Annotated in this window: 11 protein-coding genes; 8 read left to right on the top strand and 3 right to left on the bottom strand. The window is 53.0% G+C overall.

Annotated features, from left to right (window positions below; translation table 11 throughout):
* Positions 1–965: 965 nt before the first annotated feature.
* The gene (locus I8J30_RS20030) at positions 966–1,310 is read right to left on the bottom strand and encodes a hypothetical protein (protein ID WP_210661093.1); all 345 of its coding nucleotides are present in this window, start codon (positions 1,308–1,310) and stop codon (positions 966–968) included.
* Between the two features lie 343 nt (positions 1,311–1,653).
* Here I8J30_RS20030 and I8J30_RS33780 point away from each other — a divergent pair, with 343 nt between their 5' ends.
* The 8 genes from I8J30_RS33780 to I8J30_RS19990 all read left to right on the top strand — a co-directional run bounded on the left by I8J30_RS33780 (position 1,654) and on the right by I8J30_RS19990 (position 13,646).
* Positions 1,654–3,447, top strand: coding sequence for a galactose-binding domain-containing protein (locus I8J30_RS33780; protein WP_276316163.1), 1,794 nt, complete (start codon positions 1,654–1,656; stop codon positions 3,445–3,447).
* A gap of 82 nt (positions 3,448–3,529) precedes the next feature.
* A complete protein-coding gene (gene nagZ, locus I8J30_RS20020) occupies positions 3,530–5,098 on the top strand; it encodes a beta-N-acetylhexosaminidase (RefSeq protein WP_240548207.1) in 1,569 nt (522 codons plus the stop codon).
* A 256-nt stretch (positions 5,099–5,354) separates the two neighbouring features.
* Complete coding sequence (locus I8J30_RS20015) at positions 5,355–6,218, top strand: ABC transporter permease (protein WP_091225074.1); 864 nt, start codon at positions 5,355–5,357, stop codon at positions 6,216–6,218.
* Positions 6,219–6,249: 31 nt separating this feature from the next.
* A complete protein-coding gene (locus tag I8J30_RS20010; protein ID WP_091224789.1) occupies positions 6,250–7,143 on the top strand; it encodes a carbohydrate ABC transporter permease in 894 nt (297 codons plus the stop codon).
* Positions 7,144–7,244: 101 nt separating this feature from the next.
* Positions 7,245–8,924, top strand: coding sequence for a type 2 periplasmic-binding domain-containing protein (locus tag I8J30_RS20005; RefSeq protein ID WP_210661091.1), 1,680 nt, complete (start codon positions 7,245–7,247; stop codon positions 8,922–8,924).
* 74 nt (positions 8,925–8,998) lie between these two features.
* A complete protein-coding gene (locus tag I8J30_RS20000) occupies positions 8,999–10,507 on the top strand; it encodes a response regulator (protein ID WP_210661089.1) in 1,509 nt (502 codons plus the stop codon).
* 9 nt (positions 10,508–10,516) lie between these two features.
* Positions 10,517–12,286, top strand: a complete 1,770-nt coding sequence (locus I8J30_RS19995; RefSeq protein ID WP_210661087.1) for a sensor histidine kinase — start codon at positions 10,517–10,519, stop codon at positions 12,284–12,286.
* Positions 12,287–12,317: 31 nt separating this feature from the next.
* Complete coding sequence (locus I8J30_RS19990) at positions 12,318–13,646, top strand: ROK family transcriptional regulator (RefSeq protein WP_210661085.1); 1,329 nt, start codon at positions 12,318–12,320, stop codon at positions 13,644–13,646.
* A 203-nt stretch (positions 13,647–13,849) separates the two neighbouring features.
* Here the strand turns inward: I8J30_RS19990 and I8J30_RS19985 are convergent, their stop codons facing one another.
* Both I8J30_RS19985 and I8J30_RS19980 read right to left on the bottom strand, forming a co-directional pair.
* Positions 13,850–15,556 (bottom strand): ribulokinase, encoded by a 1,707-nt coding sequence (locus I8J30_RS19985; RefSeq protein WP_210661083.1) that lies wholly within the window; start codon positions 15,554–15,556, stop codon positions 13,850–13,852.
* 16 nt (positions 15,557–15,572) lie between these two features.
* On the bottom strand, positions 15,573–17,369 hold the full coding sequence (locus tag I8J30_RS19980; RefSeq protein WP_210661081.1) for an L-fucose isomerase: 1,797 nt from the start codon (positions 17,367–17,369) through the stop codon (positions 15,573–15,575).
* Positions 17,370–17,382: the final 13 nt, after the last annotated feature.

The raw sequence follows: 17,382 nt of genomic DNA, 5'->3' as shown, positions 1-17,382 counted from the left end.
CCCCCCCCCCCCCCCCCCCCCCCCCCCCCCCCCCCCTCCCCCCCTCCCCCCCCCCCCCCTCCCCCTCCCCCCCCCCCCCCCCCCCCCCCCCCCCCCCCTCCCCCCCCCCCGCCCCCCCCTCCGCCCCCCCCCGCCCCCCCCGCCCCCCCCCTACCACCCGCCGCCCCACGCGTACCAGGGTCACCGGTCGCACCAGTCGCACCGGTAGCGCCAGCGGCGCCAGGTGTACCAGGGTCACCGGTCGCACCAGTAGCACCGGTAGCTCCAGCGGCGCCAGGTGTACCAGGGTCACCGGTCGCACCAGTCGCCCCGGTTGGACCTGTAGGACCACCGGGTTCACCAGGCGTACCAGTTGCCCCAGTCGCACCAGGTTCACCGGTGGCTCCGGTAGCACCCGTCGCCCCAGCAGCGCCAGGCGTACCAGGATCACCGGTCGCACCAGTAGCGCCAGTGGCTCCGGCAGCGCCAGGCGTACCAGGAGCACCAGTAGCACCGGTGGCTCCGGCAGCACCAGGCGTACCAGGAGCACCGGTAGCACCGGTAGCACCGGTCGCGCCAGTGGCGCCGATCACTCCGCCGGCGTCACTCAACAATTCGTTGGTAACCAGACGATGGGAGGCAACCAGTTCACCGCCGGCATCTTTGCCCCAAACCGAAATTTGAGCAGACGATGCTCCGTCACCTGAGGCGTTGAAGATAAATTCAAATGCATCTAAATCAGCGAAATAGGTTTTGGTAACGACCTGATTGGCAAAGACCACAAACAATTCTTCGACATATAGTGATCGCAGAGTGCCCACATAATAGCCCGTAAGATAAAGGATATACGAGTCAGTAGAATGACTGTTATCGATTTTGATCGTTACGGTTTGTGTAGGTCTAGTTCCGGTTTCTGCGGCAATACTATTTTCAATCGGTCCAGTTGAGAAAATAGGCAATTTATTAATTCCTCCTTATTGATTTGATTAAGATTCCGCCGCGATAAAGCGATGGGTGTCAACTAAACGGCCAGTGCCTGTTTTACCCCAAGCAGATACCGCGGTTTGATCGGCTCCTGCACCTCCGGTAATGAATTGATACTCGTAGGCGTCAAAGTCGGCATAATACACTTTTGAAAACGTTTGATTGGGTAATAAGCTAACCAGCTCATTAACATACATGGTGCGACCCCCGTTCAAGTAAAATCCTTGAACAAGGACGGTGGACATGCTGAGCGAATCCCGGTTCACCATCCGCACCGCCAATTGCTGAACACGGTCGATTGCGCCGACGGCATGATTAGCAACGGGGCCGGTTGACAGGAAGGGCATTTGTTCTCCCCCTCTCGAATTAGATTTAGTTAAACTCGTTGTAAACTAGTTCGTATAAGCAGAAGCTGCTAGACGAAGAACCTGAAGCAATGGACAACTTTTTTGGCTCTATCATAGTAGTATTCAATAGGGATTCAACCGTGTGGATAAACGAGTATAAATTACATAAATATTGTAAATTTAGGCGACTTTCGATCCAAGAAATCCGCTTTTTGGATGCTATGAAATCTAGATTGACGCAGCATCCAATCGTAACCTATAATTAATAAATCCAATGGAATAATTATATATAGCCATCTTTGTGATACTAGCTGCTTCACTAATTCGTTAGGGGGGTTCAATTATGTCCAAGATTCTCAGGCAACGCAAGCCGGCTATTCTCCTCATCCTCATTTCGCTTCTCGCTACCTTTTTTCCCGCCATCAGCTTCGCCGCAACCAATCTCGCACTGAACAAAACCACCACCACATCATCCGTTTGGGCAACCGGCTATGGAGGCGCCAAGGCCGTAGATGGCAACAGCACAGCCACCAGTTGGGCAAGTGCGGAATCCGAAGCCACCTCATGGATTTACGTCAACTTAGGTTCGCTGCAAACGATTGACAGCGTTGTGGTTAAATGGCCGCAATACACGTATGCGTCGGCTTTCAAGATCCAAACCTCCACAGATGCTTCGAACTGGGTGGATAAATACACGACAACAAGCGGAGCAGGAGGGACGACGACTGCGAATTTCACGGCAACCAGTGCGCAGTATGTTCGGGTGTATTTGACGGGCAAAGCCGATATCTATTACGAAATCTTTGAGCTGGAAGTTTACAATAACGGCGGTGGCAGCGGCGGAGATACAACGGCACCAACCGCACCTACAGGATTGACTTCCCCTTCACAAACCTCAACCAGCGTAAACCTCTCGTGGACCGCATCAACCGATAACGTCGCCGTAACCAGCTATGATGTGTACAAGAACGGCGCGAACCCGGTAAATGTATCGGGAACAACCGCAGTCATTAGCGGATTAACGGCCAGCACGTCCTACACGTTTACGGTAAAAGCGAAGGATGCCGCGGGCAACGCCTCCGCTGCGAGCTCGCCGCTGTCGGTTACAACAGCTGCTTCAGGCGGCGGATGCTCTTCCAACTGTCATGTGAGTAACGCTACCTTCCTAAACTCGGCTTGGTTCGCTTCGGCGCAGAGCGCGGCGAATATCGCGACCTACGTGAATGAGCTCGCGGCCAAGAAGATCAAGTACCAATTCGCCGATATTGGCGTGCTGGTCGATTCCGCCACATCAACCAACGGCACCTTACCTGCAGCGGGTTACGCAGGTCTGGCCACATGGATTAAGAACTCCAGACTGACGGATCCGAACCAATTGATTATTATTGACCTCAACTACGGCAGCCGTTTTACAAGAGTTGGCGGAACGAAGGTCGGCAATCCAAACTTCGGCAATGCGACGTTTAATACGAACGTCAACGCCATTATCAATACGCTCGTAAATGTTGGCGTCCAAGTCGGCGGAACAGGTCCGTTCTACAAGGCGGACGGCGTTCATTTGGATATTGAAGGCTTCATGACCAATGACACCACCTTGCTGAATACGCTGCAATATTTGCGCAATAACGCACTGGCTTCGAACAATAATTTTTCGATCTCCACACCGGCAGATCCGCCATACAGCGGCGTGAGCAGCTACCAGTGGAGCAACGCTTATATCGGTCAAGTCGCTGCCATCGTAAACATGATGAACCCGATGATCTACGACGCGATGGGCTGGGGCTCGGATATTACGACCGCCAATTCGTTCAAGACGCTATGGACGAACGAGATTACAAGATACAGCAATGCAATCGGCAATACCGGACCGGGCGGCGTTCGCAGCCAGCTGGTACCGACGCTGCCTTCTTATGAGCTGAAATCAGCGGATGGCACGGTGTATCATGACCCTGCCGTGGAGAGCCTGCAGAAAGCAGCCGAAGGTCTAAATGCGGCTATAGCGGGCGGTGCGAATGTGTACGGAGCGGGCATTTTCTGGTGGAGCAACTTTATTGGACGCAATGCCGGCGTGTACGGCTCCTCGTTCTATACACCGGATCAGACGAACTGGATGAACTTGTGGGTCAATCATTCCTAAAGGCAAGGGATAAAGTCAAATCCCGATCCATGTCTGACATGGGTCGGGATTTTTCTATATAACAATGAGGGGGCAGATTCCAATGATCGCATTCAACGAAGAGAAAGTGCAAACGATGCTACAGAAACTCAGTTTGAAGCAAAAGGTTGCACTGATGTGCGTAACAGGCGTGCCGGGACAACAAGTAACCGAACAGGATCGAGGCAGAATCGGCGAAACCGAGGTAGGGGGATTAGGCCTGTTCCCACATAACATCAGCTCTGAACAGCAGCTTAAGCAGCTGGTGACGGATATTGAAGCCGCATCGGCGAGAAACGGCCTGCCTTATCCGGCATTGCTGTCAATCGACGAAGAAGGCGGCAGCTTGTCCAACCTGACCGACTTCTACGTTTCGGTGCCGGGCAATCGGGCGATCGGGCTGGCGGAGGATGCGGGCCTCGCTTATTTGACGGGTAAAGTAATCGGCAGTCAGCTGTTCCACCTTGGAATTGGCATGGACTGGGCACCTGTTCTTGACGTCAACACCAATCCTCTTAATCCGGTCATTGGTGTTCGTTCCTTCCATGAAGATGCCGCCATTGCGGCAGCCTACGGGCAGGCTTTTATTTTGGGCATGCATCGCTCGGGCGTCGCGGCTACGGCCAAGCACTTTCCCGGGCACGGCGATGTTGCGGTCGATTCGCATAAGGCGCTGCCAACTTGCAGCCTCACGCTGGAACAGCTGCACCGCGAGGCGCTTGTGCCGTTCAAGGCAGCCATAGAAGCCGATGTAGACGCGATTATGGTGGCGCATGTGGTGTTCGATCAAATTACGGAAGCAGGCGGGCTGCCGGCGTCGTTATCGCGATATTTTGTCACGGAGCTGCTGCGAGGAGAACTAGGTTATCAAGGCGTTATTTGTACGGATGACATTGAAATGCATGCCATTGGACTGTACTTCACTCCTGAGCAAGCAGGGGTACTTGCGGTGAAAGCAGGCAATGATCAGGTTCTGATGTGCCATACATCGGAGTTTCAAGATCGCGTAATGGCAGGCATTATAGCGGCTGTCGAGCAGGGCGATATACCGGAGCGCCAAATCGATGCGTCAGTAAGCCGAATTCTAGCGCTCAAGCTGCGCATGGCATCCTACAGGCGGCACGCGGCTCCGCTAACCATGCATGAATCCGAAATGACCGCGCTTCATATCGCGACCTCTTCCATTGTCACAACGAGAGATCCGGCAGGGCTGCTCCCGCTGTCACACCATCCTACGTATTTGCTGATTATGCCAAGGCAGCGCAAGCTGACTCAGGCTGACAGCACGGAGGGCAAGGAGATTGCGCTGGCGGGCTACTTGGCCGAACAACAATACAATATGGTCACGGCCTACATCTCACAGCAGCCGACAGCAGACGAGATAGCCGGAATCCTGGAATTACTGCCTACCGTGGATGTCGTCATCCAGTGCACCATCAACGCCCATATGTTCCGGGAACAGCTGAAGTTAGCTGAGCTTTGCGCCGAATCCAAGCCCCATCTGTGTCTCGTTCTTCGAAATCCGTACGATGAAAGCGAGCTTCCGGCAAGCAGCGGCGTGGTCTCGATTTGCTCGACTTCGGAGATCAGCATGCGGGCGTTTGTCGAGCTTCATGCGTCATCTATTTTATAAATCCACTGGAATAATAAATTGGAAAAGCGCGTTGAATCGCAGACTCTTTTCGTTGATAGAGGGAGTATTTCGTTGCATCGAATCACTTTATCATGAAGATATAAGAGAAACGAGATAGAAGGTGATTCCGGTGCAGGGTAAATCGTCAACAGAGAATCCGAGTATCAGCCGCTTCGCTGCACAACCGAGTGCACGCGCAGAGCGGCCGCGCAAGAGCAAGCTGGTTCTGTTCGGCCGCCAGTGGGATTTGCAGATTATGGTCATCCCGGGGCTGCTGTTCCTATTCGTATTCAGCTACATTCCGCTCTACGGCTTGTTAACGGCGTTTCAGGATTACGACATGTTCAAAGGGTTCTTCGCCAGTCCGTGGGTTGGCTTCAAGCACTTCCGCATCTTCTTCGAATCCCCTGAGTTCGGCGAGGTGCTCTCCAATACGATCTGGATCAGCGTGCTGAAGCTGCTCGTCTGCTTCCCGGCTCCGATCATACTAGCCCTCATGCTGAATGAAGTGAAGAACATGTACTTCAAGCGAATCGTGCAAACGATCAGCTATCTGCCGCATTTCTTCTCCTGGGTTATCGTAGCGGGCTTTGTGAGCTCGATGCTGGCAGTGGATAACGGAAGCTTGAATATGGCGCTCGAGAAGCTGAACCTTATCGATGAGCCGATTAATTTCCTCTCGCTGCCGGAATACTTCTGGACCATCTTGATTAGCGCAAACGTGTGGAAAGAAATCGGGTTTGCTTCCATCGTCTACTTGGCCGCAATCGCCGGCGTAGATCCGACGCTCTACGAAGCAGCCGCCATGGACGGCGCAAGCCGGTTCAAGCAAGTGTTTCTGGTCACGCTGCCGAGCATTCGGCCAATCATCATTATTTTCATGATCCTGGCAGTCGGGAATATCCTTAATGCCGGCTTCGAAGATATATTGCTGCTTGCCATCAGCCCTACATTGGCGGAAGTAGCGAACGTCATCGATACTTACGTCTACCGCGTCGGATTCAAGAATTCCAGATACTCTTACGCAACGGCGGTCGGCCTGCTCAAGTCCGTCATCAACCTTGGCTTGCTCATCGCAGCCAACGCAATCGCCAGAAGGAAGGGCTCAAGCCTATGGTAATCATCACACAACCGAGAGGAGGCGGCAGACGATGAAACGCAGTACCGGAGATAAAATCTTTCACACACTCGTCTATGCCCTGTTGGTCTTGCTGGCCTTCGTATGCTTCTATCCCTTCTGGAACTCGATTGTCATCTCGTTTAATCTCGGCTCCGACACGGAGCTTGGAGGCATCACCTTCTGGCCGCGCAGCTTTACGCTTCAGAACTACTCCATCGTCTTTCAAGACGGACGCTTGCTGGATGCCTTTTATATTTCCGTCATGCGGACCTTGATCGGTACCTCTGTCGCGATTCTGTGTACAGCGATCTTCTCCTTCGGCATGTCGCGGAAGAATCTGATCGGCCGCAAATCCTACATGCTGTTCTGCGTTTTCACGATGTATTTCAGCGGCGGGCTGATTCCGACATACATGCTCATCCGCAATATGCACTTGCTGGATTCCTTCTGGGTGCTCGTGATCCCAGGCATTATAAACGTTTGGAATATGATTGTGTTCATATCTTTCTTTAAGGATCTGCCGGATGGCTTGGAAGAATCCGCTCGTATCGACGGATGCAGCAACTTCGGCGTGTTATTCAAAATCGTACTTCCCTTATCCGGCCCCATCATCGCGACACTCTCCTTGTTCACGGCCGTCTCGCTCTGGAACGACTGGTTCTATGCCGGTTTGTATATTACGAAGACAGAGCTGTTGCCCGTTCAGGCGCTGCTCCAGCAAATTCTCAATTCCAACATTATGACGACCGAGCTGCTCAACTTGAATTCCGCCGCGCAGGATCGCATAACGGCGATGCAGTCGATTACAACGAAGTCGTTATCCATGGCTACCATGATTGTAGCCGTGCTGCCGATCATGTTTACGTATCCGTTCGTACAGAAGTATTTTGTGAAAGGCGTGCTTGTCGGTTCGTTGAAAGGCTAAAGAATCGGCGGCCGGACCGGCTAGGCAGGCTGGGAAATGAGATTTGTTACAGCGGTTTTACGCGAAATAGCTTAATATAACAAGTACATGGAGGGTTATCGATGAAGAGAAAAAGAATCGCCACATCGCTTGGAGTTATGCTGCTTAGTACATCCATGTTAATGGCAGGATGCGCATCAAAGTCGGAAACGAACACCAACAACGATTCTGCTGCGGCAACAACAAACACGAATAATCAGGCAGAAGCAACGACGAATACACCGGAAGCCGCACCTGCTTTTGAGTTTGGCGTAACACCTGTTTCCTTCAGCTTCTATGGCAACTATGACTGGTACACACAAAACCCGTGGGGAGCCGATCCCGGCACGAAGTGGATTCAAGATAATAAGAAAGTAACGGTAACGGCTGTGCAAGCAGGCAGCTCGCCGGAAGTAAAGCTTAATGCCATGATCGCATCCGACGAACTGCCGGACGTCATCTGGGGAGAGCGCGATGCCAACGTCGAGAAGCTAAGAGCGGCAGGCAAGCTGGTTGCACTGGATCAATACGTAGATAAATACCCGAACTTGAAGAAATGGGCAGGCGATGCCACGCTGAACATGCTGAAGGCCGAAGACGGCCACCTGTATGTATTCCCGAACTGGTATGCGAACTCCGCACGCGGTAACGGCGGCTACATCGTGAACACGAAGATCTACACAGAGCTGGGTTCGCCGAAGCTTGAAACATTCGATGATCTGTACGCATACTTGAAACTCGTGAAAGAGAAATATCCGAAGGTCATCCCGTTTGAAACGAGCATCGGCGCACAAGGGATCTATGAGCTGTACTCCGGTTTTGCAGAAGACCACCCGGTGCAATTCGTCAGCCAAATGGCAGTGCCTAACGGCGACAAGCTGGAGTCCATCTTCACCGATCCAACCTTCAAAGAAACGCTGCAATATGCAAGCAAACTCTTCCGTGAGAAGCTGGTTACACAAGATGCGTTGACTCAGAAAATCGAACAAGTACGTGAGAAAGTAACGACCGGCAAAGTAGCTGTAGCCGCTGCTTATAACGTAACGGACCTGGGCGCAAGGGGTACGGTTGCTCTGAAGGCTGCCGACCCGAGCGCCGGATACACGATGATTTGGCCGCTGCAGAAGGGCGGACTCGACAAAAACAAGATTTTCGCAACGCAGTATGATTCGCTTGGCTGGAACGTCAACATGATTACCACATCGGCCAAAGATCCGGAAGGCATCTTCGCTTACCTGGACTGGCTGACAGGTCCTGAAGGACAACGTGTCGGCTTCTGGGGTCCTCCCGGTCTGTACTGGGATGGCTTCGACGAGACGGATGCACCTAAATTTACGGATAAATACGCATCGGATAAAGAAGGCTTGAGCAAAATGATGTCCACAATGGATTCCTTCAACTGGGCAGGTAACACAACGTTCATCGATCAAGCGAAATCGAAGCATGAATTGTCGCTGCCGGCTGATCAGCAAGAGTGGGCAACAATCGCACAAAATGCCGTAGCATGGAAAACGGCGTACAACATCACGCAATTCGCAAACATGGATCCGGCTCCGACTTCCGAAGAAGGCGTCATTGCACAACGGATCAGCGATATCTTCACACGAGTATTCTCCAAAGCGCTCTTCGCGAAGGATGATGCGGAAGTGGAAGCGATGTTGAATACGGCAAGTGAAGAGGCAAATTCGGCGGGGTATGACAAGCTGCTTACCTTCAAAACAGCGAAGTGGCAGGACAACCTGAAACGGATTAATGCTCAATAATTAATGATAGGGTTCCATGCCAAGAGAAGGTATACTAAGTATACCTTTTCTTGGCATTATTTGGAGGTGATGGCGTGTACAGTGTTCTGGTTGTAGATGATGAAACGATGGATTTGATCGGACTGCAGCAGCATATCGACTGGGACAAGCTTGGCATGAACGTCGTCGCCGCAATCAATAACAGCTTTAGCGCCCTTGAGTATATGAAGAACAACAAGGTTGATATTCTCGTCACGGACATCAATATGCCCATTATGTCAGGGCTCGAAATGGTTAGGCAGATTTTGGAGCAGAGACCGCAGCTCCGCGTCGTCTTTGTGAGCGGGTATTCCGAATTTCATTATGCGAAGCAGGCGATTTCGCTTAGCGCGGCCGGGTATGTGCTGAAGCCGGTTAATGATGATGAATTGTTCGAGGTGCTGGAAGGGGTCAAAGCAGAGCTCGACAGCGAGACCACGCGTTCCGAGTGGCACAAGAGCGAGGCGGTTAGTCAGCTGCTGAGCGGCAATTATGCGCGTACAGAGCTAACGCCTTCAGCCGGACTATCCATCGGAATCATTGAGATGGATGATATGCACTGGAAGCTGCGCGCAGCCGGCGTGGAGAAGCAAACCACCGCGTTCGATAAGCAGCTGCAGCAGATTGCAGAGCTGCTGATGGAGATGAATCTGCCCTATTTCTGCAAAACCGATGAGAAACGAATGGTCGTTATCTTAGAAGGAGCGCAGCCTCAGGAGCAGTTGAAGCTTGTCATGCATGCAGTCAGCTCGAAGCTGACCTGGTCGGTGACCGCAGGCGTCGGCACGCTGGTGTATGAGCTCCATCAGATTCCGGAATCGTATCAGTGCGCGAGGGAAGCCATCGCGAACAAAATGTTTTACGGCAAAGGCAAGGTCATTCCGTTCTCCGACATTAAACCCCAAACCGGCTTAAAGGCGAAGCAGCTCAGCGAAGTGTTGGACTCGCTCTTCACCGCCTTGGTTCAATATCAGCTGGTGCGAGTAGACGAATGCGTCGAGGATTTATCCGCCTTGATCAAGACCTTCGACGACAAGCATGCGGTATACGTTTATTTGCTTCATGTCATTTCCCAGCTTGATTTCCGACTTCGCACGGTCAATGAGGATTTGTACCAGATACTCGGCCTCAGCTTCGATAAGCTCGATATCGTCTTTCAATTCGAGACGGTGGAGGATATTCAGTGGTGGCTTAGAAGCCGGCTGTTCCAGCTCTCCGAGACGCTCTATCAGCGCAAACAGAAGAAGAACCGCAAGCTGATCGAGGAAGTGGAGAAGTACATTATGGACCATGTCGAGGAAGAGCTGACGCTCAAGGATGTTGCGAACTATTTTTCCTTCTCGCCGAATTACTTGGGGTACATGTTCAAAGAGGAAGCGGGTTTGAACTTCAGCGATTATGTCATTGCGAAGCGGATGGAGCGGGCAAGCGTGCTGCTTCAGGTGCCCAGCACGAAGGTGTATGAGGTGGCGAACCGTCTGGGCTACAAGAAGCTGAGCAGCTTTAACCGCCAGTTCAAGGATCAATTCGGCTTGACGCCAAGCGATTATCGAAAACAAGGATGAGTGACTCCCATGAAGCCGGCCGCGCAGCATTCGAAATACCTTTCCGTCGGGAAGAAGCTGTTTCTTTCTTATTTGATTCTGCTCCTTATCCCTGTTCTCGCTATCGGCTACTATGCGTATACGTCATCCGTTCGTTCGGGAGAGGAGCAGACGAGCGCTGCCGTAAGCGGTACGCTGAGCCAGATTCATGATAATATCGCCTATCGGATGGAAGATATTAAACATATCTCCGACGAGCTGTATCTCGACCAGACGATGCAAAATAATTTGAGTAAGTACGAGGAAGGGTATTATAGCTATGAAAACATGTCGCGCTATTTGCAGCCGAAGCTGACGAATATGCTCAGCTCCATGGTCAGCAATGTGTGGCTCGATATTTATACCGATAATCCAACCGTGCCCGAGGTATTCTTCGCCAGAGGAAGCGAAGTTGATCCGCTGTCTGCGGGGCGCGATTTTGAAATTATGCATATGGATCGTTTAAGAATGCTGGAATGGTATAAACAGCTTGATTTTCCGCAAGAGATTTATGGGCAGACCTTCGTCTGGCAGCAGGTGGATAACGACGCTCGTTTCGGCAACATCTCGCTCATGCGCCGATTGATCAATTTCGATGAGGGCAGCAAGCCGTTCGGGTTTATGCGGATTGTCACGAAGATCAGCGATCTGCTTCAGGCTGTCGATTATCGTAAAATGACAGACAAGAGCGTGCTGGTCGTGTCCGACTGGGACGGGAATACACTGTTTACCTCTGCACCGTCCACGCTTGAGGCGACTTGGGACAGCAAGGCCGCGGGAGACGAATACTTCGTCATTACAAAGCCGGTTGCGGGACTGAATTGGAAGCTGTCGGCTTATATTCCCCGCAGTTATTTAAAGGAAAATGCGGTCTCCGTCCGGAATGTGTATATTATGATGTGCATTATGGTGGTGGCCGTGCTCATCCTCATCAGCGCGCTGTTCTCGAGATATTTTATCCGCAAAATGACGAAAATCATCGCGGCCATCGACTCGTTCCGCGAAGGCGATTTCTCCAAACGCATTCATTTCAAGAGCCGCGACGAATTCGCCCAGATAGGCGATGCGTTTAACAATATGGGTCGGAATATGGAAGAGATGATTCAGAACCTGTATGTGGCGAATCTACAGAAGAAGGAAGCGGAGCTGGAGTTTCTCCAGGCCCAAATCAATCCGCATTTCTTATATAACACGCTGTCATCGATCAGCCGCTTGGCTAAATTCGGACAGAACGATAAGCTGCAGAAGACGGTGTTTGGACTTGCGAAGTTTTATCGGTTGTCGCTGAACGACGGGCGTATTCTTACCTCTATTACGAATGAGGTCGAGCACTGCAAGGTGTATACGGAGCTGCAGCAGGCCAAATACGAGAATCGATTGCGCGTCTATTACGAGATCGACCCGGAAGTGTTGTCGTATACGACCGTTAAACTCATCTTGCAGCCTTTTATCGAGAATACGCTGAAGCATGCCTGGTATGGCGATCAGATTAACATTCGCATTACGGCGCAGAAGGAAGAGCAGCACATTGCGTTCCGGATCATTGACGATGGGGTTGGCATCAGGCCGGATCTGCTGGAGCAGATCATGAACCCGCGCGGCGTGCAGGTGGGTTGTGGCATCCGCAATGTCGATTCGCGAATTAAGCTGCAATTCGGAGATGCGTACGGCGTTTCGCTCTACAGTCGCCCGGGGATCGGAACATCGGTCACGATTCGGATCCCGTTCTATCAGGATCCGGCCATTATGCTGGGCGCTTGAGCATTATCTTAGGAACAGAAGGAGAGCCGTCATGAAGCCGATCAAAGGAGACCTCCAGACGATGAAGGAGATGAATCGCGCCGCGATTCTTCGTTTATTTCATCGGAAAGGAACGTTAACTCGCGTGGAGATCGCGAAGCTCGCCCATTTGACACCGACAACCGTATCTTCGCAGGTCGATGAATTGATTCGAGAAGGATTCATTGACGAGCTGGGCAAAACGGATACGACCACCGTCGGGCGCAAAGCGGTGCAGCTCGAAATTACGCGGAGCAAAGGATATGTCATCGTGATCGGCCTTGGCGGTCAGACCTTTACCTGTGCGCTCGTGAATTTCCATGGTGAGATCATTCATGTTAATGAGGTGCGGAGCGTTCAAGGTAATGACGCTGTTGGGCACTATTTGAGCGAGGCGATCCCGCGCTTGATGAAGCAGGCCGGCATTGCCGAGCTGGATCGGATTAAAGGCATCAGCATCGTGTCGCCCGGCATTATTGACGAGCAGAGCGGGACAATTAAACTCTCGCGCGGTTTGCAGTTAACCGGCTTTGGGGTGAAGGCCCATCTGGCCGCCGCTTATGATTGTGTGATAGAAGTGGTCAATGACATGAACGCATCGGTCTTCGCGGAGTATTATTACGGCCTGAACGCCGCGTATCGCAATGTCATCTACGTATCCGTGGAGGAAGGGATCGGCGCAGGCATCATCATTAATGAGCAGATCTATGCCGGGTCTAACGGTGCCGCCGGCGAGATCGGCCATACGATTGTAGATGCGGGCGGCGGCATGCTGTGCCAATGCGGCAATCGGGGCTGCATTGAAACGGTGCTGACGGTGCCGTATTTGCTGAAGCGTGCGCAGATGGCGGCGAGGGAGGCAGCGGGAGCAAGTGCAAGTGCTGGTGCCGGTGTAAATGCAGGTGCCAGCGCAGGTACGGGAGCAAGTGCAAGTGCAAGTGCAGGTGCAAGTGCAAGTGCAGGTGCAAGTGCAAGTGCAGGTGCTAATATCGCTGTCGATGTCCCGCAGCAATTCGAGGACGTGCTGGCACAGTATGAGCAAGGCGCGGAGTGGGTGCAGCCGATCATGCAGCAAGCTGCGCAGGTCATGAGCCAGCTTATGGCGACGATATATAATTTCATGAGTCCGGAAATGCTGATCATCGGCGGCTGGCCGAGCCGTTCGGACGCCTTCATGCAGGAAGTGAAGAGGCGTCTCGACGTGTTCCCGTTCCCAACGGAAACCGGGAGCGACCGCTTTGTATTCAAAAGCGTTGAGCAGCATCAAATTCTCGCCGGCGCGGCAACGTGGCTGCTCCAGGATCTGTTCGGCGGCGTCCAATTCTCGCAGCGGTATAGCTAACAAATAAGGCAAGGGATGCACTTCAATTAAGTGTGCTCCCTTGCCTTTATTAAAGTATAAGCAACTATATGATGACAACGACCATAATGCCGACAAAGCATAAGGCGGACATAATGAAAAGCCCCCGAGAGCTTCCATTGGTTATAACACTACGTGTTTTTCCAATGTCTGCTGCAGGGGGGCTTGTAATTCAAAGGAGCGCTCTAAACCTGCACTTCATAGGTTTCCATCGCTTTAGCGGACTTGACCGCCGACTTCAATTCCTTCAAAGTCTTCAATACGGGATTGCCGCCGCGACCGAAATAATCGTGAAGGGCTTCGTACTCCCGGTACAACCGTTTGTAAGCTGCCTCATTTGCCGGAATCGGTAAGAATGTTTCCTCACGGATATGTGCCATGCGATTGGCCGCTTCGACGATGCTATCGTAGCCGCCTGCCGCGCGGCCCGCTGCTACGCTTGCGAACATCGCCGCGCCGAGTGCTGCCGTCTGGGTAGAAGCTGCGATCTTGATCTCTCTGCCGGTAACATCGGCATAGATTTGCATTAGCAGCCGGTTTCGCTGCGGCAAGCCGCCGCATGCGTATAGCTCATCGACGCGAATGCCTTGTTGGACGAACGAGTCGATAATTTTCCGGGTACCGAAAGCGGTAGCCTCCAGCAAGGTCCGATAAATTTCCTCCGGCTTGGTGAGCAGCGTCAACCCAAGAATCACGCCTGATAAGTCTGCATCTACGAGCACTGAACGGTTCCCGTTCCACCAATCCAACGCGAGCAAGCCTGTTTCGCCCGGCTCATAGGCCGCAGCTTGTCGTTCCAGCCAAGCATGTACGCTCATGTCCTCGGCTTTCGCAGCTTGTACCACGTATTCCGGAACCGCTTCGTCGATGTACCAAGCGAAGATGTCGCCGACTGCCGACTGTCCCGCCTCGTAGCCGTAATACCCCGGAACGATCCCGTCCGCAACGACTCCGCACATGCCTTCGACAATCGTTTCTTGCTCGCTCAGCAGCAGGTGACAAGTCGAGGTGCCCATCGCCATGACGAGCTTGCCAGGCGTAACGGCGCCAACTGCCGGTACTGCCGCATGTGCATCCACATTGCCTACGGCAACTGCCGTGCCCGGAAGCAAGCCCATAATCTCGGCCATCTCCTCGGATAAACCTCCCGCTCTCGAGCCGAGCGGGAGGATCTCACCGCGAAGCTTCGTCTCGGTCAGCCCGCTCAAGCGAGGATCCAACGCCGTGAAGAATGAATCGGAAGGATAGCCTTCCTGTTTATGCCAGATTGCTTTGTATCCTGCCGTGCAGCTATTCCGAACAGGGTTACCCGTCATTTGCATGACAATCCAATCGGCCGCCTCCATGAACAGGTCTGTGGCTTCGTAGATTTCGCTCGACTCATTCGCGATTTGCCAAATCTTCGCAATCATCCATTCGGACGACTGTTTGCCCCCATAACGAGCCGGGAAGCTTTCTCCCCGCTGCTTTGCGAGCTCGTTGATGCGATCTGCTTCTTCCTGCGCCGCATGATGCTTCCATAGCTTTACCCATGCATGCGGATTGGCCGACCACTCCGGTGTCATGCATAGAGGGGTTCCTTCCGCATTCAACGGCATCATTGTACAGGCTGTAAAGTCGATCCCGATCCCGATAACGTCCTCGGCATTCACACCGGAGAGGCGCAGTACCTCAGGCACGGATTTTCTAAGCACCTCCACGTAATCACCGGGATGCTGCAGCGCCCAGTCCGGCTCCAGCTTTCGTCCGCTTCCCGGAAGTATTTCGTCAATAACTCCGTGGCCATATGGGGTTACGTGCGAGGCGACCTCCCGGCCGTTGCTTATGTCAACGAGAAGCGCTCTGCCCGATTCTGTGCCGTAATCGACTCCGATTGCATACTTTCTCGTCATCTGGCATCTCTCCCTTTTACTTATATAGAGGTCCTAGCGTTTGGCAAGCCCGATAATCCGCGCCTACCGGGTCCATGCCGCCGAATGAAGTCCATGCTGAAGGCCGGAACGTCCGCTCATCCGGAACATTGTGCATGCTGACCGGAATGCGAAGCATGGAAGCGAGCGTGATTAAATCGCCGCCAATATGGCCATAGCTGACTGCCGCATGGTTGGAGCACCAATTGTTCATGACCGTATATACATCCTTAAACAGGCCTTCTCCAGTCGTATTCGGCACGAACCAAGTGGTCGGCCATGTACTGTTGCTCCGCTGATCCAGCTTGTCGTGTACTTCATCCGGAAGTTCGACCGTATAGCCCTCGGCCAGTTGAAGCACGGGTCCGACGCCGTCGATGATATTGATACGGGCCATGGTTACCGGCATGCCTTCGCGTGTCGTGAAGTCGGTTGAATAGCCGCCTCCGCGGAAGAAGTCAACCGCAGGGCACCAGCGTGTTGCTTTCAGGCAATTGTCGACATCCTCCTGCGTGATGTCCCAGAACGGTTTCATTGCCGGCTTGCCGTTCGCTTCCATTTGGCCGGTCGCGTCAAGTGCCGCGGGACCGGAGTTGATGAGATGGATCACGCCATCCTTGGCTGCCCCGCTTAACTCATAGCCCGTTACGCGCTGAACCGCTGCAGGACTCCAATAGGTTCGAACGTCCGCGAAGATTTGCGCCGCGTTCGTGAGCAGGTGACCGAACAACATAGTCACGCCGTTTAACGTATCGTTCTCCGTTGCCAGCATAAATGGTTCGCGAATGCCATTCCAGTCGAACGAAGAGGTAAGAATCGCTTCCATGAAGTCACCGTTCGGATAGAAGTCCGTCCATGCGCGCTGACCTTGGAAGCCTGCCGCGATCGCGTTGCGTCCGAGCGCTTCTTCACCGAATCCGATAGCTGCCAGCTTTGGATTGCCAACCATCATGTCGCGCGCAATAAGCGTCATCTTGACGACAGTTTCCCAATCGCCTTGCTTCTGCTCGGCAGTCCGCTGCAGATGCGGAGGATTCACTTCGTTGCCTTCAATGCAGTTAATGCGGGTCCATTCCAGTGCTTTCTCATATTCTTCCCGGTCATAGATGCCGAGCTCCATCCGTCTGACGAATTCCGTCATGTCCACGTATTCGTTGCGAATACCGAGGTACTTCTGGAAGAAGGACTCGTCCGCGATACAACCCGCGATGCCCATCGAGACGTTGCCCATCGACAAATACGATTTACCTTGCATGGTGGCCACCGCAAGACCCGCTCTGGCGAATTGCAGCAGCTTCTCTTGTACATCAGGTGTAATCGTCGTATCTCCAATATCCTGAACGTCGCGGCCGTAAATGCTAAAGGCCGGCAATCCCTTCTGGTTATGCGCGGACAGGGCTGCAGCCAAATATACCGCGCCGGGACGCTCGGTGCCGTTGAAGCCCCAAATCGCTTTGGGACGAGTAGGGTGCGTATCGATGGTCTCCGTTGGATAACACCAGGAAGGTGTGACGGAGATCGTCAGCCCGACGCCCGCACGAGCAAACTTTTCTTCTGCCTGCGCGGCTTCCACGACGCCGCCAATGCAAGTATCGGCAATGACGCATTCTACCGGCAATCCGTTGCTATGTCTTAAATGTTCGCTTAGGAATTGAGCCGTAGTTCGGGCCATTTCCATCGTTACTTCTTCCAGCGATTCGCGGATACCTCCGCGGCGTCCATCTACGATCGGACGAATGCCAATCAGGGGCATGCTTCCTTGCAGTCGATTCGTTCCCTTGCTCGTTGTGCTCATAATGGTTTCACTC

The sequence above is a fragment of the Paenibacillus lignilyticus genome (genome assembly GCF_017942085.1).
GTDB classification, from domain to species: Bacteria; Bacillota; Bacilli; order Paenibacillales; family Paenibacillaceae; genus Paenibacillus_Z; species Paenibacillus_Z lignilyticus.
The sequence above is the reverse complement of the archived record's forward strand: the minus strand, read 5'-3'. Positions and strand labels throughout refer to the sequence as shown.

Bases quoted from the DNA above. Each gene is read 5' to 3' on its own strand.
- I8J30_RS20030 (WP_210661093.1), bottom strand. From the start codon at position 1,310: ATGCCCTTCCTGTCAACCGGCCCCGTTGCTAATCATGCCGTCGGCGCA.
- I8J30_RS33780 (WP_276316163.1), top strand. From the start codon at position 1,654: ATGTCCAAGATTCTCAGGCAACGCAAGCCGGCTATTCTCCTCATCCTC.
- nagZ (WP_240548207.1), top strand. From the start codon at position 3,530: ATGATCGCATTCAACGAAGAGAAAGTGCAAACGATGCTACAGAAACTC.
- I8J30_RS20015 (WP_091225074.1), top strand. From the start codon at position 5,355: ATGGTCATCCCGGGGCTGCTGTTCCTATTCGTATTCAGCTACATTCCG.
- I8J30_RS20010 (WP_091224789.1), top strand. From the start codon at position 6,250: ATGAAACGCAGTACCGGAGATAAAATCTTTCACACACTCGTCTATGCC.
- I8J30_RS20005 (WP_210661091.1), top strand. From the start codon at position 7,245: ATGAAGAGAAAAAGAATCGCCACATCGCTTGGAGTTATGCTGCTTAGT.
- I8J30_RS19995 (WP_210661087.1), top strand. From the start codon at position 10,517: ATGAAGCCGGCCGCGCAGCATTCGAAATACCTTTCCGTCGGGAAGAAG.
- I8J30_RS19990 (WP_210661085.1), top strand. From the start codon at position 12,318: ATGAAGCCGATCAAAGGAGACCTCCAGACGATGAAGGAGATGAATCGC.
- I8J30_RS19985 (WP_210661083.1), bottom strand. From the start codon at position 15,556: ATGACGAGAAAGTATGCAATCGGAGTCGATTACGGCACAGAATCGGGC.
- I8J30_RS19980 (WP_210661081.1), bottom strand. From the start codon at position 17,369: ATGAGCACAACGAGCAAGGGAACGAATCGACTGCAAGGAAGCATGCCC.